This is a genomic window from Proteus sp. FME41 (assembly GCF_014897315.1).
Taxonomy (GTDB): domain Bacteria; phylum Pseudomonadota; class Gammaproteobacteria; order Enterobacterales; family Enterobacteriaceae; genus Proteus.
The window spans coordinates 84,730-107,792 of record NZ_JABUYL010000009.1; the positions used below are offsets into that span (position 1 = coordinate 84,730).

Sequence of the window (23,063 nt, forward strand, 5' to 3'; positions counted from 1 at the left end):
TTATTCTCCACAGACACTGGTAAGTTGAACAAAACTACTTTGGTTATCTTTATCTTGTGCTGGCACATTATAATTAATCGTACATTGCTGTATTTCACCTGGTCCCCACTTAACGGTTAATTTACCTGAGTTACCATTAACACGAGCGTAGAGAAGTCCTCCCTGACCTATACTACCCACTTCATTGTTCTGTTCATCATAAGCAACACTACCAAATGGAATTGCGCCGTTATTACGCTGAATGGTGATCAGTAATGGAATACCTGCATTCGTTTCAAATTTTATTTTCGCAATAGCCCCTTCAAATGGTGCAACACGCCCTTGAGTATTTTGTAACTCGACGTTAGTCGACATGCCTCTTGGGTTAATCGTAATGTCATTCATTTGATATGGTGTTAAATAAGGGACTGCTGCATGACCAAAGCCATCAATTTCAATACCAGAATAACCACTAACTTTTGCACCTTTAGCACCATCGGCTTCAACAATCGCAAAGGTATTGCCTTGATAAGGCGTCGCAACAACCCCACCAGACCAACCAATCAATGAACCACTCGCACCAACGGAGGCATTTTGATAATGTTTACCCACACCATAGTTAGCCGCTAAGTTGGTATAATTAGTTCTTGCGTTACCATTAATGGTCATACTTGAACCGCCACCATTATTAGTATTCATTGCAGTTACACCATAGTTGTAACGGTTATCTTCACCTGCAGATCCTGAAATACCAACACGTTCACCCACATAACCTTGACCATCACGAGTTAATGCCGCTGTTAAGGTTGGCATATGATCAACACTTAAGTCGTACAGCGGTAAGTTGAAGTTTATTTCAGCTGTTGTTTCTTTCTTACCATCAACATTACGGGCTTGACCTACGTTAATACCATAAGATAAACGCTTCCAACGGTTGTTATAGCCCATTTGGTATTGCAAATCGGTGGTGTCATTATTCCAATAGTTTTGCGTGAAACCACTGATATAAAAGTTACCCCAACCTTCTGGTAAACCTTGGTCTATGGTGACGTTAAATCGACTTTTTGGACGCCAAATGTTATTGATATTTCTGCCATGGCGCTCTTCGTTAATAGCTTGAACCGCTGACATATAGTCATAAAAATGTTCAGAGTTAAATTTATAGGCTGCAATGGTCAGGTTACTGTTGGTATCTTGAATATATTTGCTGTAACTGATCTGATAGCTTTGTCCGCTATTCACATTAGATTCAGTTGTATTTAAATGCACACGAGCTTGAGTAACGTCGGCAGAGAATGCACCTAAAGGTGTACTTAATGCTAAACCAACTTGAATTGCGTAATAATCAGCCCCTGTGCCCTGAGCACCCGCATAACCCGTTAAAAGGTTCGTCAGTCCTCGGCGATAAGTTGCTTGATATAATGTGGGATCATAATCCACGGTGTTTGAATTTAAATGACCTGCTGCAACAGTATAATTATGTTGACCTGGGCGTAATAACTGCACTAATGAAGCATAATAGACTTTAAAATTTTGCTCAGAGCCATCAGCTTCTTGAATGGTGACATCTAAGTTCCCCCCATAACCAGAAGGGTAGAGGTCATCAATTTCGAAGGCACCCGGTGGGACAACGGCTTCATGGATCACACGTCCGTCTTGTCGAATGATTACCCGTGCATTCGTTCTCGCTACACCACGAATGGTTGGTGCGAAACCGCGCTGTGAGTCAGGCAACATTTTATCATCACTAAAGAGTTGAATACCCCTTAATGGTTGAGAATCAAAAAGTTGACCAGTGGTCAGTACATCACCAATTTGCACGACACCTTGAATAGTGGTGATAATACGTTCTAGGTAATTATACGTTGAGGTGTAATCATGGCCTGTTTGTTCATTCCATGAATAATTACCAGTATGGTGATAACTCCATGTTCCTAGGTTAACAGTACCTGTGATACCCGAAAAAGCAGATTTATATTCAGTACCATTGTTGCGGGACATAAAATAGTTGGCATTATAGCTAACTAAAATGGCATTTATACCTCGTTCCCATAATGATGGACTAACATAACCTCTTGGTTTGTAGCCCACTAAGGCTTGTGGCACATTGATGTTTAAACGCTGTATGGAGTGATCATATTTAATGTCACTGGATGGAACGAATTTTGAAAATTCGACACACTCATAAAGTTCAAGGGCACTTTTTAATAATGGCGGTGTTTTCTCATCCTTGAGACCGACTAAACCAATGATGTCTTTGGTTAAACAGGCTTCGACTTCACGATTTGCCATTTCCTTAAAAGTGATAGGCTCTAATGCAACAAAGTGGTTATTAACATAGATTTCGACATTCCAAGTCCCTGGTAATATGGCATCCGCTTTATCAAAACGGCTGATATCAATGTCACCACCTTGAGTGGTGTTCATAAAAATAGGGTTAAATGATGTTGAACCATTACCATTAGAAGGTGCGTTGTTTCCATTTGACGGCACACTACTTGTATTAGGTAATAAAGAGCTTGTATTTGTAGATAATGAGCTATTACCGTTAGACAGCCATTTATTATCGGTTACTGTTATATTTTCTGCATAAGTATAAGGGGCTACTAAAAAAGTAACACCCGCAGATATTATAATAGTTTTTAAAATATAACTGCTCATTTTAATATTCCCGTATTTTTAGAAAACACCTAGAGAACTAAAGTGTGGTTTCAACCATTTTCATTGCACCCCAATCATTTACATATCGGTAAACAATTTTGCTTCCAGAAGATGCACTGACTCCATTTGGAATTGAAAAATCATAGCTGCCAAAAGGGGGCACTAATTCCCCGTCAATCGATTTTTTATCATTATTTGATAATGTAATTGAGACGAGAGACACATAATAAGGTGAGTTATTTATTACTTTTAACTTACTGTTAGAAATTGAAAATTTGAGATTTTCAGCACCTTTTATGACATCAGCTTTATCACGTAATGAAAAAGGGCGATAAAATAGTTTTATTCTAGAGCGATAAGCAATTTGTAATTTATTATCTATTTCAGAGCTTGCATTAGGCGGTATTTCTAATACGTTTAACCAATAAACAGATTCTCTGTCTTTCGGTAATTGAACACTACCTGTGTAGTTAATTCTTAATGTTTGTGCTTTTGTTGGCTCAACTCTAAATACGGGCGGGCTTAAAACAAAAGGCACTTGAATAGTTTCAGGCGCAGCATCTACATTCCCAGTATCAATCCAATTTTGAATTAAGACAGGAACATTACCTTCATTTGATATTTTAACGGTAACTTCTTTTTCATTTTCATTATAAATAACACGAGTGCCACTAATTACAACACCGGCATTAACCCATGCTGAAGCAATTAATAATAAACTTATAAAAAAGCTTTTAATTAACTTAGGGATTATCATCTTTATCTTTATTCCATTAATAAAAAGCAAACAGGGAGGAGGGCTCCCCCCTGCTAATTTCAATTATTTATACTGAAGAGTATAAACAACGCTACTTGTGACTTTACCCGCCTCAGTTTTACCAATTGCGTAGTATTCTACAGCGTATGGCAGAGTGGCTTTTTCATCAGTGATTTGATAGTAAGTTGTATCGTTTACTTGAGAAGTATTACCTACTTTAATTGCGTTAAAGTTAGCACCATCTAACAGTTGTAATTGAACTTGTTTAGCACCAGTTGCTGCTACGTCCATGTTTTTCAGGCGACCAGATGCTTGGTCTACAGTCATACCAGTTTCAAAGAATGCAGAAACAGTAGAATGACCAGCAACACCTACTTTACAATCAGACAGGTTCATATTGAATGAAGTACGACCTGTAACTTCACCTGCATTTTGTAAAACGTTAGTACTCACTGTTGGTAAAGTAATAATTGCATCTGGGCCTTGACCTTCGATGTCAACTTTACAAGTTGTATCTGTTAATTCACCATTAAAAGTAATTGTACCAGTATTATCAGCAGCAAATGCATTACCAGCCATTAGACCAAATGCCATCGCTAAAGATGCACCAATAATAGATTTTTTCATTCTAAAGTCCTTTGTTTTATATTAGATAACTACGTTTTAATAAATTTATAAATATAATTCTTAATATTTATTAATTTATTTTATGACGCACTATTCGAGTAAAAATAAATAAAAGCCGTCCGTGGCGAATAAAAACACATTATTGGTGTTTTTTATTTTCCTAATAATTATCTATTATTACAAAGTATAGATTGTCAGTTGTTAACACCCCTACCTTCATAAAGCTAATAGCTCATGAAAATAAAACATAATTAAATATTTTATTTTCATGGTTAATTAGTTGTAGGAATACTTGATAGTTATGTTAAAATTTCATTGTTTAATTTAGCTGGCTAATAGTATTAGTACTAAATTCATGGCCTCTTTTTTTTGGCTGCGTATTTGGCACCTTTTCATTATAGGTACTGATTACTTCACGATTTAAATCATCCCATGATTTATCAAAAATAATAAGTAACTTATTTATCAAGCTAAGTGACATACTATTTTTCCCATTTTCATAACGGGATATTTGTTGCTGGCTAACAGAGATTATTTTTGCCAGTTCACGACCTGATAATTTCTTCTCTTTTCTTACCTTTTTAAAAAAAAGGCCTACTTTAGTGTCTAGATCGTTCATAAAATTAATTCCAATAACATGAGGTCTAATAATAGAAGTTATCACATATTAAAATTAGTCATTTCGGTTTGAATAACTATATTACACATAAATTATTGCGTAAAAACGGTTTGCCCTATGCGATATCACTTGGTGATAGTTAATACCTATCAAGAGAGTAATTATTGTAAGGTTATACTTAAGTTTTAGTAAGTGATAGACATATCAATACGTTAAGCAATTTAATGAAAATTCAAACTAATCGTGATACTCGTAATATGAGTTTTAATTGGGTGGTAAATGTTGTTTGATAAGTGATATGTTATTTTATGTTTCATTTTGTATCTTTATAAGATGAATAGTGCAGGAGAGATAGTAACGGCAATAAATCGTAAATTACACTTATTTTGAGTATTTGGTTGGAGGGGGAGATGTAAGAATCCTCTGAATAAGTTTGGATTTTGCGGTGTATGATGAAAATAGGTTATCTGTTTTTTTAAAATAGGCACCAAATATAAATTTTTGATAAATTAAATAAAAGTTACAAATTGATCTAAAGCAATAATTACATTGGAAAATGAATGTTTTGGTGGAAAGTTATTGCGTTTTGGCAGGAATGTTTCTGCGTTTAAAAATATTAGAAGGTATGATGATTATTTTTTAATTTCCATCTAAAAAAGATTATTTATTTTTGATGGTAAACTCTTTTTTTAAATAGAAACTATCTTTATTAGATTACTTTTTATTAATTATATCCTACGTAATTATACTCTCACTCTTGTTTTCTTAGTAGTGTTATATCCATAACATATGAAGTCCGTTGTAAAAATACTTAAGAATTTTTAATTTTTATTGTGCTTTTAGCATTGAGTGCGAAAGATGCCTATTTTACCTGTATTACGTTTCAACAAAGAAAATATGTTAGTTAATAAGTAATTAATAACACTAAAATATTATTTCATTACGGTATATGATCTAGAATAAGATATAAAAAATAGAATAAAAAACCACTTTCAATCATTGATTGAGAACCTGATGAATCATTTATATTGATAATTCTGATTAATTAGTAAATAAAATCTATCTTGTGCCGATATATGAGTACATTTGTGTCATTTAATTGCCGAGGTGGATAATTTCATGAGTATTGAAAGATCAGCTAAAGTAGGTTCAATCATACTGTTAGCTATTTTCTTATTATCATCAGTATTGTCGTCATTTTTTATTTATAGAATGCAAGAAAACTTTGCTTCATTGGATTCTTTAAATATGAGATTGAATAGCGTTCAGGAAGCGAGGTATGAATTAGCCACTATTCGTTCTCATGTAAACTACCTGATGTTGTTAAAAACCATGACTGAAGAAAACAAGGAAGAAACGATTAAGTCAGTCGTCGCTGAAGCAAAAGCGCTGGCGGAAAAATCAAAAGCGACCATTACACATTGGGTCGGTGTGAAGAAAATTAGTCCTGATGCCCAACGGAATTCAGAGCAACTTTCAGTCTTATTTTATTATCTCCTTGATGAGCTTATCGCACCTATTGATACGCTAAGTTATACAGAAACAAACCTTTCTGATGATTTTACTCGCTTATCCTCTCTCTTTGATGAATACCTTGTTATCACAAAAGGGGTAAATGATAATATTAAAGCGCAGCAAGCTTGGATGGTGCAGTTGTCACTCTATACCACGCTTATTGCACTTGGGATTATTCTTGCGCTTCTTTATATAGTCATTCGTTGGGTAAATAAAACGTTTATCTTTAATCTGAATACACTATCTGCGATTTTGCGGAAAGTGGGTGAAGGTGATTTAAGCTTTACGTTACCAAAGAAAAGAAATGATGAATTTGGAACCTTATTCTCTAATGTTGGGAATATGCAAACTTCACTAACATCTACGATCCAACTTGTTAAAGAAGAAGCGCTTGAGATTAAAAAAGGTTCTGCTGAAATTGCATCAGGCAACCAAGATCTCTCTTCTCGTACTGAAGAGCAAGCGAGTGCATTACAACAAACTGCCGCCAGTATGGAAGAGATAAAAATTGCAGTGGTCAATAATACCGATAATGCAGTTTTAGCTAACTCGATTACCGCACAAACACGAGATTTAGCGATTGATGGCTCTAATATCATGAGCGATGCAATTAGTTCAATGAAGAAAATTGAAGTCGGTACGTTAAAAGTTTCTGAAATTAATGATGTTGTTAATAATATTGCAAGCCAAACCAATATTCTGGCGTTAAATGCAGCTGTTGAAGCCGCTCGTGCGGGTGAACAAGGGCGAGGATTTACGGTTGTTGCAACAGAAGTGAGAAATTTGGCGGCAAGAAGTGCAGATGCCGCTCGTGAAATTAATCAAATTATCAGAGAGTCTGTTGCTGATGTTGCACGAGGCAGAGAGTTAGTCAATAAAACTGGCGAGCATATGCAAGATATTGTTTCTTCTATTACTAAAGTCAGCGATATTATGCAGGGAATTAGTATTGCATCAGAAGAGCAAAAAGTGGGTATTGAGCAGATTGCGGTAGCTATTAATCAGATGGATTCGGTTGTACAGCAAAATGCGGCTTTAGTTGAACAAGGCGCAACATCAACCATGATCTTAGATGAAAAAGCACAAAATTTAACAGATAAAGTGTCAGTTTTTCAAATCAAAGAGCCGTATTGATTATTGAAATAACACGTTAACACTTGTATTAAAGACAAGCTCACTTCGATAGCAATATTGGGTGAGCTTTTATTTTAATATGACAAAAATAATGCAACATTTTTGTCGCCATTTACCGACAGAAACAAAAAAGCCACTTTTTGCAAAGTGGCTTAATGTGCTGATTTAACAGCTAAAATTTGGTGGCCCCTACTGGACTTGAACCAGTGACCAAGCGATTATGAGTCGCGTGCTCTAACCAACTGAGCTAAGGGGCCTAATGGAGTGAGATTATACGTGCCATTTTGCACTAGGTCTAGCCTTTGAATGACTGTATGCGCAATTAATGCTCAATCTGAACAAGAAAAAAATAAAAGAGAGAATAACTGAGATATCAACAACCTAGTGGTGGTATTGGGAAGTATGCAAATAGGTAAGTATAAAACTATAAATAAAAGGGCTATTTCTTATAAAGATAAATTGTTTGAAATGTATCTTGAGAGGAGTTGGGCTGCGGTTGTAAAAAGAGAAGTAAGTGTAAGGTTAACCATAAAAAAACGCCTGTGGGTATGTATCACAGGCGTTTGTTGTAACGTTTATTAAAAGCTCTATTAGTTACTCATCAAGGAAGCTACGTAACACTTCAGAACGGCTTGGGTGGCGTAATTTACGCAGTGCCTTCGCTTCAATCTGACGAATACGTTCACGGGTAACATCAAACTGTTTACCCACTTCTTCCAAGGTATGGTCAGTATTCATATCGATACCAAAACGCATACGCAGGACTTTCGCTTCACGCAGTGTTAAGCCTGCTAACACTTCGTGAGTGGCAGAACGTAAACTTTCTGAAGTTGCAGAATCCAGTGGTAGTTCGAGAGTAGTGTCCTCGATAAAATCACCTAAATGTGAATCTTCATCGTCACCGATTGGGGTTTCCATGGAGATTGGTTCTTTAGCGATTTTCAGTACCTTACGGATTTTATCTTCAGGCATTAGCATGCGTTCTGCTAGCTCTTCTGGTGAAGGCTCACGTCCCATCTCTTGCAACATTTGACGAGAGATACGGTTTAGTTTATTAATCGTTTCAATCATATGAACAGGAATACGGATAGTGCGCGCCTGATCTGCAATTGAACGAGTAATAGCCTGACGGATCCACCATGTTGCGTAAGTTGAGAATTTATAACCACGACGATATTCAAATTTATCAACCGCTTTCATTAGGCCGATATTCCCTTCCTGAATAAGATCAAGGAATTGTAAGCCACGGTTGGTATATTTTTTCGCGATAGAGATAACGAGACGTAAGTTCGCTTCGACCATCTCTTTTTTCGCACGACGTGCTTTTGCTTCACCGATAGACATACGACGGTTAATATCTTTAACCTGTTCGATTGTCAGTCCGGTTTCAACTTCAATTTGTTGCAGTTTTTGCAAGCTGCGTTGTACTTCTTCTTCAATACCCGCCAGTTTTTCAGACCAAGGTTTATTCATTGCACGAGCAGCAGTGAACCATGTGTCGTTGGTTTCGTTACCAGTAAATAGGGTAATGAAGTTTTTCTTAGGCATCTTAACTTGATCAACACAAAGGCGCATGATGTGGCGCTCTTGAGTACGAACTCGGTCCATCATGTCACGCATGTTGTTAACCAGATAATCAAACTGTTTCGGTACTAAACGGAACTGTTTGAAAATCTCAGATAACAGAAGGATTTCAAGCTCTGTATCCTTGTGATTACGGCCTTTTGCTTTGATCGTTTGGCGCGTTTTTTCGTATTGCTCACGAAGTTCAGTAAATTTCTGGCGAGCTAATTCAGGATCGATGCTGTTATCATCATCATCGCTATCACTGTCGCTATCACCATCTTCATCTTCGTCTTCATCTTCGTCTTCAGCAACTTCATCAGTAGCCTTGCCTAAATTGACAACTTCATTCTCTGCCACTTCTTCGGCATTCGGGTCAATAAAGGCAGTAATTAAGTCAGAAAGACGTGCTTCGCCTGCTTCAACACGATCGTATTGGTCAAGAAGATAAGTAATTGCTTCTGGATATTCAGCAACAGAGCATTGAACTTGGTTAATACCATCTTCAATACGCTTTGCGATATCAATTTCACCTTCCCGGGTAAGCAGTTCAACCGTCCCCATTTCGCGCATATACATACGCACAGGATCGGTTGTACGGCCAATCTCAGATTCTACACTAGAAAGTACCTGAGCCGCGGCTTCAGCCGCATCATCATCAGTGTCATTTGAATTTTCTGCCAGCATCAGATCATCGGCATCAGGTGCTTCTTCCATAACCTGAATGCCCATGTCGTTAATCATCTGGATGATGTCTTCGATTTGATCTGAATCGACGATATCTTCCGGCAGATGGTCATTGACCTCAGCATAGGTCAGGTAGCCTTGCTCCTTACCTTTAGTAACAAGTAGCTTCAGCTGTGACTGCGGGTTTTGCTCCATAAGACGGTATCCACACTTCAAAGTAATTTGGGTTGGTGTCGGTCGGCGATAACTGTTCAGCCAACAATAACTACGGAGGGGCATTTCATTGTCGATTGCTACGATCCCCTCAGCGTAGCAAATGTAGGTTTTTAGTACCTACCGATAGCGGCAATTAAGCCGTGTTTTTAATCTTAATTCTGTGTTTACTTTTTAACGCGTGCCTGTATTATCAATTGGACTTCTTCGCGTTCATTTTGCGTTAGGCCTTCTGTTCTCTCTTTTGCAATAAGCGCGTTTAAACGTTCGTCCATTGCGGTTAGAAAAAGATGATCTAACGTATCTGTAAAGGTTTTCTCTGCAATCTCATCTATATCTATATCGTTCCACATTGCCAATTTTTCAAGCTGCTTACCGAATTTATTCTCTCTGTAGAGTTCGATAATTTGTCCTGTATTAAGGCCAGGTTGTGCTTGGCAAACGGAAACAAGTTCAATAAAGAGCGATAAACCTGCAATTTTTTCTGTATTTAATCCCCCTAGAGGCGGGACTAATTTAGAGAATTCCGGATTTTGTATCAATAAGGCAATCAATATACGCATTGGTGTTGTGCGCAATGTTGTCGGTTGATACGTTAATTCATGATTCACCGGACTTCTACCAAATAAACGATCCATTTGCTCAATATCGGGATTTCCCGTCAAGCTTCCAAGCTCTCTTAATAAATATAGACGTAAAGTTTCACTTGGGATCTTATCTATTAATGGCCGAGCTAAACTATATAGCTTGCCATTACCTTCTTGAGTACTCAAATCCACCTGAGGTACGAGTGAATCAAATAAAAATTCTGATAATGAATGTGCTTGTTCCATACGTTTTTCAAAGGCTTCTTTGCCTTCACGACGTACCAACGAATCTGGATCATCGCCTTCAGGTAAAAACATAAAACGTAAAGAACGGCCATCATTTAAAAAAGGAAGTGCGGTTTCTAATGCTCGCCATGCGGCATCACGTCCAGCTCTATCTCCATCATAGCAGCAAACAATGTTATCCGTTGTCCTAAAGAGCAACTGAATATGTTCTGCTGTTGTGGAGGTTCCTAATGAGGCAACGGCATAATCAATACCAAATTGCGCTAATGCCACAACATCCATATAACCTTCAACAACTAATAATTTTGTGACGTTATTATTAGATTGTTGTGCTTCATAAAGGCCGTAAAGTTGTCGGCCTTTATGGAATATCTCGGTTTCTGGTGAGTTCAAATATTTAGGTAAATCATCACCTAATACACGTCCACCAAAGGCAATAACACGACCACGTCTATCTCTAATGGGAAACATGACACGTTGGCGAAAACGGTCGTAAGTGCGACCATTGTCGTTGGTTATTACCATGCCTGCTTCAAGAAGTAGGGCTTTATTATCGTCATTCTGACCAAACCGCTTTAGGGCATTATCCCAACCGGCAGGAACAAAACCGATAGAAAAACGAGTAATAATATCTTCGCTAAGCCCACGATGAGCAAGGTATTTTCTGGCTTCTTGAGCATCGGGTTTATTTAGCGCGCTACTATAGTATTGATTTAGTTTCTCCATCACTTGATAGAGATTTTGCCTTATATGACGTTCAATAGGGCTACTGCCTGTTCCTGATTCATAAGGAACTTCCAACCCATGCATTGCTGCTAACTCTTCAATGGTTTCGACAAAATCGAGTCTGTCGTAATTCATTAAAAAATCAATAGCATTGCCATGCGCACCGCAACCAAAACAGTGATAAAACTGCTTGTCGCTATTTACTGTAAATGAGGGCGTTTTTTCATTATGAAACGGACAACACGCTGAATGATTTTTGCCTTGTTTTTTTAACGGCACACGAACGTCGATAAGATCGATGATATCAGTTCGCGCTAGCAAATCATTAATAAATGAACGTGGAATTCGTCCAGCCATAAGCCCTTTTACGCCTGTTGTTGAACGAGAATAAGCCGCGCTCTCATAAGAAAGCACGGCCTTTAACTGCGACTACAGTGTCTGCATATGTTGCGGGATAAGCCGCAAAATACTAGTACAGACGAGTACGACGTGCGTTTTCGCGAGCTAATTTTTTAGCGTGACGTTTTACTGCTGATGCTTTAGCGCGTTTACGTTCAGTCGTTGGTTTTTCATAAAACTCACGACGACGAACTTCTGCTAATACGCCTGCTTTTTCACAAGAGCGTTTGAAACGACGAAGAGCAACGTCAAATGGCTCGTTTTCACGTACTTTGATTACCGGCATGTGCCTCTCACCTCAATAGAAATCGGTTTGCGCTGGCATTATTTAAGCCAGCCGACATTTAAAATGGTGCGGAATTTTACTTCAAAGCAGGGCACTTTGTAAAGAGATGCACAAAATTGAAACGCAAACTCTCACTTTTGTGTCTTTTTAGTGAGTACACAAAAAGCAAAAGTCGCTAACCACACATTTAAATCACTTAAAATAGGTGAATAATTATAGACCAGAAAAAGGAATTTGTCACATGCTGGTATGTAAAAGATGTTGCGAAGGCGTATAAAATCACCGAAATAATGGTACAATTGGTTTATTACGCGAGTCTGCGAAGAATAATTTGGAAGCGTTATGCGAGTTTTAGGTATTGAAACATCTTGTGATGAAACCGGTATCGCAATTTATGATGATAAAGCCGGTCTATTAGCAAATCAACTTTATAGTCAAATTAAACTCCATGCCGATTATGGTGGTGTGGTGCCAGAGCTTGCTTCACGGGATCATATCCGTAAAACAGTGCCTCTTATTCAAGCTGCACTTAAAGAAGCGAATTTAACGGCAAAAGAGATTGATGCCGTTGCTTATACTGCGGGTCCAGGTCTTGTCGGGGCACTACTTGTTGGGGCGACGATTGGACGCTCATTAGCGTTTGCGTGGGATGTTCCCGCTATTCCAGTCCATCATATGGAAGGCCACTTATTAGCCCCAATGCTTGAAGAAAAAAAACCAGATTTCCCTTTTGTGGCTCTATTGGTTTCTGGTGGTCATACGCAATTAATTAGTGTCACAGGTATCGGTGAGTATACTTTATTAGGTGAGTCTATTGATGATGCCGCAGGTGAAGCTTTTGACAAAACGGCTAAGTTATTGGGATTAGACTACCCCGGTGGCCCAGTATTATCGAAAATGGCACAGCAAGGGACTAAAGGGCGCTTTATTTTTCCTCGCCCAATGACAGATAGACCTGGCCTTGATTTTAGTTTCTCGGGTTTAAAGACCTCGGCAGCTAATACAATTCGTCAAAATGATGATTCAGACCAAACTCGTGCAGATATAGCACGCGCATTTGAAGATGCTGTTGTTGATACTTTAGCGATAAAATGTCGTAGAGCATTAGAACAAACAGGGTTTAAACGTTTGGTGATGGCGGGTGGCGTGAGCGCAAATCGTACATTACGAGCCAAAATGGAAACGGTAATGAAACAACTGGGGGGAGACGTTTTCTATGCTCGTCCCGAATTGTGTACAGATAATGGCGCAATGATCGCGCTAGCAGGGATGATCCGCTTTAAAGGCGGTACAGAAGGCCCACTAAGTGTGACAGTAAGACCTCGTTGGCCATTAGCAGAACTGCCACCGCTAGTCGGTTAGATTAAGTATCAATAAAATTAAGCTCTTTGTTTTTTTAATCAAAGAGCTTTTTTACATTATGGTCATAAGTAAAAAGGAATTAATCTTCTTTTTCTTGCTCTTTAGCTTCTTGAATAATCTCTTTTTCTGTTTTTTCGGTTTTCTTCTTTAACTTATGCCAGATCCGGCTCTCTTGACCACGCCATAAACGTTGAATATTGTCGTGATGACGGTAAAGTACAAGACAAGATAATAATGCGACGGGATAGGTAAATTCAGGTTTAAACCACCAAACGTAAAAAGGGGCGAGCAGTGCGCTGATAATGGCGCCAAGCGATGAATAGCCACTGAGTAATACGGTGAGTAACCAGGTTCCAGCAATTAGGCCACTTAAATCCCAGCCAATAGCAGCGATAGCACCAAATGCCGTGGCAACACCTTTTCCACCTTTGAAGTGGAAGAAAACGGGATAGATATGTCCAAGACAAGCTGCGATGGCCACAATACCTAGATAAAAAGGAGGCACATTTAAATAGTAGGCTATCCAAACAGGGATCATCCCTTTTAGGACGTCACAGATAAGAACTGCCGCTGCGGCTGCTTTTCCGCCAATACGTAAGACGTTGGTCGCTCCGGGATTGCCAGAGCCAAATTTTCTTGGATCAGGTAATCTTGCCAGTCGGCAAATCAATATCGCGCTGGAGATTGAGCCGCACAAGTAGGCGAAGATGATCATTCCAAGTGCGTTAGCACTCATTTGCATTCTCCAATGTTTATGTAAGTTCGTTAGACATGTATGGATAATACGCATATTTCATCGGAAGTGGTATCCGATGAGCAGAAAAAATAAGAGATGACGTGATGGATATCGTATTTATTGAGCAATTATCAGTAATAACCACAATCGGTGTTTATGATTGGGAAAAAACCATAAAACAAAAATTAGTGTTCGATATCGAAATGGAATGGGATAACAAACGCGCATCCCAAACCGATGATGTTGCTCATTGTTTAGATTATGCCAGTGTCAGTAATGCAATTATTGATTATGTTGAGACGCGACGTTTTGAGTTGGTTGAACGTGTTGCAGAAGAAGTGGCACAGCTTTTAATCACTCAATTTACAGTACCTAGAGTAAAAATTAAACTCGCTAAACCGGGCGCGGTAGCACAAGCGGCGAGTGTAGGAGTGATTATTGAGCGTAAGGCTTAATTATTCGTTATCCTGATTAAGTCGTGATTTCCATTTTATAATCGCGACTTCTCGTTGTTTTGTTAACGCTTCTCGTATTGCACTGCCTTTTAATCCACTTTCAATTATTGGCTTTATATCCACATCACTTGCCATTGTAAAAGCGTGGCAAAAAAACGCGCGTTGTGGATAAACAAGGCTTTCTGATCCTTTGCGACCTCTGGCGTCAGCTTCACTTACCATTGCTAATTGTTCAACGCGTTCAGGTTTTCGCCATGCATCAATGGCATCAAATAAACGAATTATTTTAGAAGGGCGCATTCTATCAATACGATGGAGGTGATCGTGAAATCTTGCCGTTAAGCGAGCCAAATCACGGATATGATTAGGGATACGATAGCGTAAGCATAGCGCTTCAACTAAAGGAACTCCCGCAGGGCCATGCCCGTGATGATGTGGCCATTTTTCAGGAGGCGTTAATCCTTTTCCAAGATCATGACACAAGGCGCTAAAACGGACAGCGATATCGTCGGTTAATTGGCTGGCGATATTGAGCACCATCATGGTATGAATGCCTGTATCAATTTCAGGGTGCCATTTTTCAGGGGCAGGTACGCCAAATAAGGCATCAATTTCAGGGAAAAGAACTTTTAATGCACCACATTGACGTAAAACGTCGAAATAGACTTGAGGCGCTGGGCTTTCAAGGGCTTTTTCGGTCTCTTTCCAAACACGTTCAGCCGTCAATGCGTTTAGCTCACCACTTTGCACCATTGCCTTCATTAACTGTTGCGTTTCTGGAGCAACACTAAAACCCAAAGGTGCAAATCGAGCCGCAAATCGCGCAACACGTAAAACTCTTAAGGGATCTTCTGAAAAAGCATCAGAAACATGGCGAAGTAATCTTGCATTGATGTCATCTATACCATGGTAAGGATCAACATATTTGCTATCGTCAGAATAAGCAATCGCATTAATGGTAAGATCACGACGAGCTAAATCATCTTCTAAAGTAACATCGGGTGCGGCGTAGCAGGTAAATCCCGTGTAACCTGAGCCTGATTTTCGCTCTGTTCGTGCAAGTGCGTATTCTTCATGGGTCTCTGGATGCAAGAACACAGGAAAATCTTTGCCAACTTGTTGGTAGCCTTGCTGTAAAAGTTCCTCAGGTGTTGCGCCAACAACGACCCAATCTCTATCTTTTACGGGCATCTGTAATAATTGGTCACGTACAGCGCCACCAACAAGGTATGTTTTCACGGGATCATGATTCCTTTAGGTTGAATATTAGTTCATCCAACGATCATTACGTTTACGACGACGAGGAATGATATGCGGAAGGATCAGACCAAATACAAGGCCAGCACCTGCAACACCACCACCATACATAAACCACTGCAAGATGATATCGCGTTGTCTGTCATCTAATTGTTGATTAGCAAAGTCGAGTTTTTTCTCCGCGATAGCAAGTTTTGTTCTCATCTGCTCATTCTCTTTTTTCAAGCCATTGATGATGTCATCACTGTTTGAAACTTTATTTTGCATATCAGTAGTGCGTTGGTTCCAGCTCTGGTCAATATTTGCCAGTTTATCGCGCAGTGTTTGGATCTCTTTTTCCATCGCAGGAATACGGGTACGCATACTTGGTTGAGTACTAAGTTGGTTTTCTGGCAACCAAACAGTACGATCTTTATCGTCTTTAATTTGGACATAACCCGTTGCTGCATTACGAGAAAGAACAGTCACTGTTGAGCCTGAATTTAAAGAGCCTAGAATTCGATACTGATTTCCTGGTCCACTGTGTACATAAGTGGATAATTCATCGGAAACATAGCGAGTTTCATTTGCGTGTGAGCTCAGAGAAACACCTAAGCCAAGTAAGGAAATAAAAAGTAAGGGTAATTTTCGCATTATGTTTTCAACTTTTTTATCTATACAAGAGAATATTTTTACTGATACTAAAGAGTAAAGTTTGCGTAAGCAAATAGTAAACCAGAATGAGAACAGTCTTAACTGGTAGAATATAGGGATAATCTGCCTTTTATTCATTATTGTTATTAGGCTATCACTTGCTAAATAAAAATGCGTCAAATATTTTACTAATCAATTGATTTACTTAAGGGAAATAGAATGAGCCAATTAGAGATCGAACTCAAAATGAGTGCCATACCTGCCGCTATTCCTCATATTATTCAGCGCATTCTGACACTACCTCATCAGCATACCGCACCTAAAAAGCTGACTAATCTTTACTTTGAGACGGCTGATAATCAAATTCGTCGTTGGGATATGGGGCTGCGTATTCGTGGTGTTGATGACCTTTATGAGATGACAATCAAAACAGCAGGCAAAGTAATAGCTGGCTTACATCAACGCCCAGAATATAACGTTGAATTAGCACAACCTAAATTAGATTTAGCGCGCTTTCCTACTGAAATTTGGCCTGAAAATACAGATCTGATTTTATTAGAAACTCAGCTTGATGTGCTGTTTAATACGGACTTTTATCGAGAAGTTTGGCTGGTGGATTATCAAGATAGTCAAATTGAGGTGGTATTAGATAAAGGTGCAATTCGTACTCATCAATATGAGTTACCGATTGAAGAGTTTGAATTAGAACTTAAAAAAGGGAATGTCTTTGATGTGATTGCATTAGCGTCGTATTTGGGTGAAAAAGGCGGATTACGTCTTGCTTCTCGCAGTAAAGCGGCTCGAGGTTATTATTTAGCAAAAGACAAACCTGCTTTATCATTAAGTGTGGTTAATCTCTTACCTAGTGATACAACGGCGGAACAACTTACTAAATGGCTGAGTGCAATACAGGCACTAGAAGAAGCGATTTTTGCTAATCCAATACCACCGACAATTACCCTGCCTGCAATATTGGCGTTATTTTCAGATTGGTGCAAAAAGCAGCCTGATTTGCCTAGCTCTATGCAATATTCACTTAATGCAATTTCACCATTAACATTTACTACAGCAACCGACTATTATCATGTTTTATGGTTGAACTTTAAGTTATCTTCTATGGCGTGGTTGCTGTCTATTGCTTAATTTCCTGACAACGTGAGAGTTTATTTATGTCTGTTATCGATGTATTTCAATCATTGTGGGATAAAGCACAGTGCGGGTTCTCTTCTCAATTGACTGCGTTAGCGCCTTTTAATAAACAAGAACAGCATTTTCTTACTTTTAGCCCCTTTGCAACAGAACATTTACGGGTTAATCCTCAATGGTTGATGGAGATCAGGCAAAATCCACCCACAAGTGTGGAATGGCAGACTTATGAGCCTCAATTAACAGCAGCATTAACTCATATCGATAACGAAGATGATGTTATGCGAGTTTTACGTCAATTTCGTCACCAGCAATTGGTCCGTATCGCATGGCGACAATTTTTCCAGCTAAGTGATATGCCTTGTATCTTAAAGCATCTTAGTGTACTTGCAGAAACACTCATTTGTGTTGCAAGAGACACGTTGTATCAGCAGTGTTGCCAACAATGGGGAACACCTTGTGATAGCGAGGGTAAGTCTCAGCCGTTACTTATTTTAGGTATGGGTAAATTAGGCGGATTTGAGCTTAATTTTTCCTCTGATATAGATTTGATTTTTACGTATCCTGAAAATGGATTTACGCAAGGTGGGCGCCGAGAATTAGATAATGCGCAGTTTTTTACGCGTTTAGGACAAAAACTGATTAAAGCGCTCGATCAACATACGATTGATGGGTTTGTGTATCGTGTTGATATGCGATTACGTCCTTTTGGTGAAAGTGGGCCATTGGTGATGAGTTTTGCAGCATTGGAAGATTATTACCAAGAACAAGGTCGTGATTGGGAACGTTATGCCATGATCAAAGCGCGCGTGTTAGGTGCAGAAAAAAAAGCGTATTGCCAAGTTTTACGTCAAATGCTGCGCCCTTTTGTTTATCGTCGTTACATTGATTTTAGTGTGATCCAATCGCTAAGAAATATGAAATCGATGATAAGCCGTGAGGTACGCCGTCGAGGCATGATTGATAATATAAAATTAGGTGCAGGCGGTATTCGTGAAATCGAATTTATTACACAAGTTTTCCAGCTTATTCGTGGTGGACGAGAGCCAGATCTACAAAGTAATTCATTATTAACCGTTCTCAAGGCGATCGCGAAACTTGAACTGCTAACGGCGAAAGAAACCGCTCAACTGACGGAAAGTTATCTTTTTCTTCGTCGGTTAGAAAATCTATTGCAATCTATTGGTGATCAACAAACACAAACCTTACCAGACAGTGAAGAAGATAAAATACGACTTACTTTTGCCATGGGGTTTGATGATTGGGCAATACTTTATCAAGAAATTAGCCATAAAATGCAGGCCGTTTCTGTTATTTTTACGCAATTAATTGGTGAAGAAGATGAAAATGATGATGAAGAAGATATCTCTGAATTTAAACGCCTGTGGTTACTTGGGCATTTACCTGAAACGTCACCACTATTTCATGAATCGCTAACAATTGCTGCTCTTGAAGGAATACATCAAACCCTACAGATATTTCGTCAAGATATAGGTAAACGAACTATTGGGCCAAGAGGGCGTGATGTTCTAGATACTCTTATGCCTAAATTGTTGGCCAAAATTTGTCAGCAGCCTCAAGCTTTAGCCACGTTACAACGAGTGACGCCTTTATTATTGAGCATTGTTAGTCGTACAACCTATTTAGAATTGATGCAAGAATCTGATGAAGTATTAACGCATGTCATCCGATTATGTGCCGCCTCACCCATGATTGCGGAGCAATTAGCCCTTCACCCATTATTATTAGATGAATTGCTTGATCCTAATTCATTGTATCAACCCCTACCTTTAGACGCTTATCGTGATGAATTGCGCCAATATTTATTGCGTGTGCCAGAAGAGGATGAAGAGCAACGATTAGAAGCATTACGCCAGTTTAAGCAAGCTCAATTATTGCGTATTGCCGCTGAAGATATTACGGGGGTGTTGCCTGTAATGAAAGTTAGCGATCACTTAACGTATTTAGCGGAAGCCATCATTCATGCAGTTGTCCATCAAGCTTGGTCTTATATGGTGAAACGTTATGGTGAACCTGAACATTTAGTACACCGCGATGGGCTGGGTTTTGCGGTGATTGGCTATGGTAAATTAGGGGGATGGGAATTAGGCTATAGCTCTGATTTAGATTTAGTATTTTTATTAGATTGCCCGATAAATACCGTGACAACGGGGGCAAAACAGATCGATGCTCGTCAGTTTTATCTGCGTCTTGCACAGCGTATTATCCATTTATTTAGTACACGAACCTCCTCTGGCGTGTTGTACGAAGTGGATGCGCGTTTACGTCCTTCTGGTGAGTCAGGGATGTTAGTCAGTACCATTCAAGCTTTTGATGAATATCAGAAAAATGAAGCATGGACATGGGAGCATCAAGCGCTGATCCGTGCCAGAGTGATTTATGGTGATGATGAGCTACAACAGATGTTTTCACATATTCGTCATGAAACGCTGTGTCTTTCTCGTGATACGGATGTGTTACAACATGAAGTGCGCGACATGCGTAAAAAAATGGTGCAACACCTTGCCCCCCCACAAGCCGATAAATTTGATCTAAAAACGTCGTCAGGCGGTATTACAGACATTGAGTTTATTGCACAATATTTAGTGTTACGTTTTTCACATCAATACCCTGCGTTAACACGGTGGTCTGATAATGTGCGTATTTTTGAGTTAATGGCAAAACATCACGTTATGGATGAAGAAGAAGCTCAGGCTTTAACGCATGCTTATGTCACATTACGCAATGAGTTACATCATCTTGCATTACAGGCGTTACCTGCCATTGTGGATAATCATTGTTTTATTGCACTGCGAGAAAGCGTATTAAAAAGTAAGTTAAAGTGGCTTGGTGAGCAATAATAAAGGGTTGTTAGCACGAACTCTTATACGTGTCTCTTTTTGCATAACAAGTTATGGTATTATTTCGGCTTATTTTTGAAAATAAATGTGGAGTATGGGATGAAAGTAACGCTGCCGGATTTTAATAAGGCCAATGTGTTGGTTGTCGGTGACGTCATGTTAGACCGCTATTGGTACGGCCCAACAAGTCGCATTTCACCAGAAGCCCCAGTGCCTGTGGTAAAAGTAGATACTACTGAAGAGCGCCCTGGTGGTGCGGCGAACGTTGCAATGAATATTGCCTCTTTAGGTGCTAATTCACGCTTAGTGGGATTAACAGGTATAGATGAAGCCGCAAAAGCATTGAGTAATACATTAAATCAGGTCAATGTGCGTTGTGATTTTGTCTCTGTTGCGACACACCCAACGATTACAAAATTACGTGTTCTTTCACGTAATCAGCAATTAATCCGTCTTGATTTTGAAGAAGGATTTAGCAATGTTGATCCTCAACCTATCTATGAGCGTATTCAACAAGCGTTGCCTTCTATTGGCGCACTGATTTTATCCGATTATGCCAAAGGCGCACTTTCTCATGTTCAAGAGATGATCCAACTTGCTAAAAAAGCGGGCGTACCTGTATTAATCGACCCTAAAGGGTGTGATTTTGAACGTTATCGTGGTGCGACGTTATTAACACCTAACATGTCTGAATTTGAACAAGTTGTTGGTGTTTGTAAAGATGATGATGAGCTGGTGGAAAAGGGCGCTCAATTAGTTCGAGATTTAGATCTTGAAGCCTTATTGATCACACGTTCAGAGCGTGGAATGAGCCTGATCCGCGCTAATGAAGCCCCATTGCATTTACCAACACAAGCCCAAGAAGTTTATGACGTTACGGGGGCGGGTGATACAGTAATCGGTGTCTTAGCAACCTCTTTAGCCGCAGGAAAACCTTTAGGTGAAGCCTGTTTCCTTGCAAATGCAGCCGCGGGTGTTGTGGTGGGTAAATTAGGGACATCAACGGTGTCACCGATTGAACTTGAAAATGCCATTCGGGGTCGTGCCGACAACGGCTTTGGTATGATGGAAGAAGAACAATTAAAACAAGCGGTTGAATTAGCACGTCAGCGCGGTGAGCGCATTGTGATGACGAATGGTTGTTTTGATATTCTTCATGCAGGTCACGTTAGCTATTTAGCCAATGCGCGTAAATTAGGTGATCGCTTAATTGTTGCTGTTAATAGTGATGCATCCACTAAGCGCTTAAAAGGCGAGTCTCGTCCCGTTAATCCATTAGAGCAGCGTATGACGGTGTTAGGTGCATTAGGTGCGGTAGATTGGGTTGTTGCATTTGAAGAAGATACCCCACAACGTTTAATTGCCTCTGTATTGCCAGATATTTTAGTGAAAGGTGGCGATTATAAACCTGAAGATATTGCGGGTAGCAAAGAGGTTTGGGCGGCAGGTGGTGAAGTAAAAGTGCTAAATTTTGAAGACGGCATTTCTACAACAAATATTATTAATGCAATTAAAAAGAAATAAAGGCATTAATTAAATATAAAAAGCACTCTTAGGAGTGCTTTTTTAATAATATGAATATATCTCATTATTAATAATAAAACTACGTACTTATTTACATTAAGTATTATTGTTCTCGTTTTAAATGATACTCAACAATATAATCTTGAGTGTTTCTATACATAATTGAATAATTAATATAGTCGCCATGAGTGCTATAGGATAGTGTGCTAAGTCTTAATATGGGAATATTATTTTCTATTTTTAATAATTGGCAGATATTGTTATCAGGCATAATGGGATGAAATGTTTCATAACTTCCTGATATTTTTATTTTGCAGACATTTTCAATAAAATCAAATTTAGAACCTTCTAAATGTGTTAAGGTTAAATTGCTAAAATATTTGACTGGCATATAACTATCTTCAACAATAAGCGGTTTATTATCAACATAACGGATACGCCTTGAGTAAAAGACACGATCATTTGAATTAATTCGTAATTTACTGGCAATAGATAAAGGACAAGAGATAACACTAAATTCGATTACATCACTTCTTACGTTATGACCTGTATTTGCCATTAATTCGACAAAACCTTTTAAGCTAGCATTTTCATGATGAACATCTTTTTCTTTAATATAAGTGCCTGAACCTTGTTTTCGTTCTAATAATCCAGCACTGACTAATAAATCGGTTGCTTTGCGTATTGTCATTCTGGATACATGATGTTGCTGCGCTAATGTTTTTTCAGCGGGAAGTGAGTCACCAATTTGATATCCAGCCGAATTTATTTGAATTCTTAGACTTTTTGCAATGTCTTTATAGATCACTTTTATACCTCTTTTTATTCTAAAAATCGGTTTATATAATTCAATTTATATCAATCTAATATTTTGATACATAAGATAATCATCTATATCCTAAAAATGTGAACGTTATCAAAAAAGAGAAAATGATCTGTTTTTTAGAGAAAATTTAGATCACTTTATGTAAAAGATTAGTATGAATCAGATCACGAATAGTAATATTAAGATGAGAGATTAAAGTGAAAAGAATCTAATCTGAATGCATAGAATAAAAATGAATCAAATAGTAAGTCATTTCAGTAGCAG

The 23,063-nt window shown here is 38.7% G+C and carries 17 protein-coding genes and 1 tRNA gene; 6 read left to right on the forward strand and 12 right to left on the reverse strand.

Going from position 1 to position 23,063, the window contains the following annotated elements; genetic code table 11:
* The 4 genes from INT04_RS10125 to INT04_RS10140 form a co-directional block, all read right to left on the reverse strand.
* Positions 1 to 2,640, reverse strand: a complete 2,640-nt coding sequence (locus INT04_RS10125) for a fimbria/pilus outer membrane usher protein (protein WP_193016020.1) — start codon at positions 2,638 to 2,640, stop codon at positions 1 to 3.
* 37 nt (positions 2,641 to 2,677) lie between these two features.
* Positions 2,678 to 3,397, reverse strand: a complete 720-nt coding sequence (locus tag INT04_RS10130) for a molecular chaperone (protein ID WP_193016021.1) — start codon at positions 3,395 to 3,397, stop codon at positions 2,678 to 2,680.
* A gap of 63 nt (positions 3,398 to 3,460) precedes the next feature.
* The gene (locus INT04_RS10135; protein ID WP_193016022.1) at positions 3,461 to 4,024 is read right to left on the reverse strand and encodes a fimbrial protein; all 564 of its coding nucleotides are present in this window, start codon (positions 4,022 to 4,024) and stop codon (positions 3,461 to 3,463) included.
* Between the two features lie 319 nt (positions 4,025 to 4,343).
* Positions 4,344 to 4,643 (reverse strand): helix-turn-helix domain-containing protein, encoded by a 300-nt coding sequence (locus tag INT04_RS10140; RefSeq protein ID WP_193016023.1) that lies wholly within the window; start codon positions 4,641 to 4,643, stop codon positions 4,344 to 4,346.
* Positions 4,644 to 5,762: 1,119 nt separating this feature from the next.
* Between INT04_RS10140 and INT04_RS10145 the strand changes: the two genes are divergently transcribed.
* Positions 5,763 to 7,292 carry a methyl-accepting chemotaxis protein gene (locus INT04_RS10145; protein WP_193016024.1) on the forward strand — a complete coding sequence of 510 codons (1,530 nt, stop codon included), beginning with the start codon at positions 5,763 to 5,765 and terminating at the stop codon, positions 7,290 to 7,292.
* A 180-nt stretch (positions 7,293 to 7,472) separates the two neighbouring features.
* Here the strand turns inward: INT04_RS10145 and INT04_RS10150 are convergent.
* The 4 genes from INT04_RS10150 to rpsU form a co-directional block, all read right to left on the reverse strand.
* Positions 7,473 to 7,549 (reverse strand) — tRNA-Ile (locus INT04_RS10150).
* Positions 7,550 to 7,886: 337 nt separating this feature from the next.
* Positions 7,887 to 9,737: an RNA polymerase sigma factor RpoD gene (gene rpoD / locus INT04_RS10155; RefSeq protein ID WP_193016025.1), complete on the reverse strand. Its 1,851-nt coding sequence runs from the start codon at positions 9,735 to 9,737 to the stop codon at positions 7,887 to 7,889.
* A 185-nt stretch (positions 9,738 to 9,922) separates the two neighbouring features.
* Positions 9,923 to 11,671 (reverse strand): DNA primase, encoded by a 1,749-nt coding sequence (gene dnaG, locus INT04_RS10160; RefSeq protein WP_193016084.1) that lies wholly within the window; start codon positions 11,669 to 11,671, stop codon positions 9,923 to 9,925.
* Positions 11,672 to 11,783: 112 nt separating this feature from the next.
* The gene (gene rpsU / locus INT04_RS10165; RefSeq protein ID WP_001144069.1) at positions 11,784 to 11,999 is read right to left on the reverse strand and encodes a 30S ribosomal protein S21; all 216 of its coding nucleotides are present in this window, start codon (positions 11,997 to 11,999) and stop codon (positions 11,784 to 11,786) included.
* 342 nt (positions 12,000 to 12,341) lie between these two features.
* Here rpsU and tsaD point away from each other — a divergent pair, with 342 nt between their 5' ends.
* Positions 12,342 to 13,361, forward strand: coding sequence for a tRNA (adenosine(37)-N6)-threonylcarbamoyltransferase complex transferase subunit TsaD (gene tsaD, locus INT04_RS10170; RefSeq protein WP_193016026.1), 1,020 nt, complete (start codon positions 12,342 to 12,344; stop codon positions 13,359 to 13,361).
* Positions 13,362 to 13,440: 79 nt separating this feature from the next.
* Here tsaD and plsY read toward each other — a convergent pair whose 3' ends face one another.
* On the reverse strand, positions 13,441 to 14,097 hold the full coding sequence (gene plsY / locus INT04_RS10175; RefSeq protein WP_064721049.1) for a glycerol-3-phosphate 1-O-acyltransferase PlsY: 657 nt from the start codon (positions 14,095 to 14,097) through the stop codon (positions 13,441 to 13,443).
* Between the two features lie 104 nt (positions 14,098 to 14,201).
* Here plsY and folB point away from each other — a divergent pair, with 104 nt between their 5' ends.
* Positions 14,202 to 14,552 carry a bifunctional dihydroneopterin aldolase/7,8-dihydroneopterin epimerase gene (gene folB, locus INT04_RS10180; protein WP_193016027.1) on the forward strand — a complete coding sequence of 117 codons (351 nt, stop codon included), beginning with the start codon at positions 14,202 to 14,204 and terminating at the stop codon, positions 14,550 to 14,552.
* On the opposite strand, the gene INT04_RS10185 is transcribed toward folB, so the two are convergent.
* Positions 14,553 to 15,791, reverse strand: coding sequence for a multifunctional CCA addition/repair protein (locus INT04_RS10185; protein ID WP_193016028.1), 1,239 nt, complete (start codon positions 15,789 to 15,791; stop codon positions 14,553 to 14,555).
* 27 nt (positions 15,792 to 15,818) lie between these two features.
* Positions 15,819 to 16,442: a TIGR04211 family SH3 domain-containing protein gene (locus tag INT04_RS10190; RefSeq protein ID WP_193016029.1), complete on the reverse strand. Its 624-nt coding sequence runs from the start codon at positions 16,440 to 16,442 to the stop codon at positions 15,819 to 15,821.
* A 219-nt stretch (positions 16,443 to 16,661) separates the two neighbouring features.
* Here INT04_RS10190 and INT04_RS10195 point away from each other — a divergent pair, with 219 nt between their 5' ends.
* The 3 genes from INT04_RS10195 (at position 16,662) to hldE (ending at position 21,973) form a co-directional block, all read left to right on the forward strand.
* Positions 16,662 to 17,585, forward strand: coding sequence for an inorganic triphosphatase (locus tag INT04_RS10195; RefSeq protein ID WP_193016030.1), 924 nt, complete (start codon positions 16,662 to 16,664; stop codon positions 17,583 to 17,585).
* 26 nt (positions 17,586 to 17,611) lie between these two features.
* Positions 17,612 to 20,449: a bifunctional [glutamate--ammonia ligase]-adenylyl-L-tyrosine phosphorylase/[glutamate--ammonia-ligase] adenylyltransferase gene (gene glnE / locus INT04_RS10200; protein WP_193016031.1), complete on the forward strand. Its 2,838-nt coding sequence runs from the start codon at positions 17,612 to 17,614 to the stop codon at positions 20,447 to 20,449.
* Between the two features lie 99 nt (positions 20,450 to 20,548).
* Positions 20,549 to 21,973, forward strand: coding sequence for a bifunctional D-glycero-beta-D-manno-heptose-7-phosphate kinase/D-glycero-beta-D-manno-heptose 1-phosphate adenylyltransferase HldE (gene hldE, locus INT04_RS10205; protein WP_193016032.1), 1,425 nt, complete (start codon positions 20,549 to 20,551; stop codon positions 21,971 to 21,973).
* Positions 21,974 to 22,076: 103 nt separating this feature from the next.
* Here the strand turns inward: hldE and INT04_RS10210 are convergent, their stop codons facing one another.
* Positions 22,077 to 22,781 carry a GntR family transcriptional regulator gene (locus tag INT04_RS10210; RefSeq protein ID WP_193016033.1) on the reverse strand — a complete coding sequence of 235 codons (705 nt, stop codon included), beginning with the start codon at positions 22,779 to 22,781 and terminating at the stop codon, positions 22,077 to 22,079.
* Positions 22,782 to 23,063: the final 282 nt, after the last annotated feature.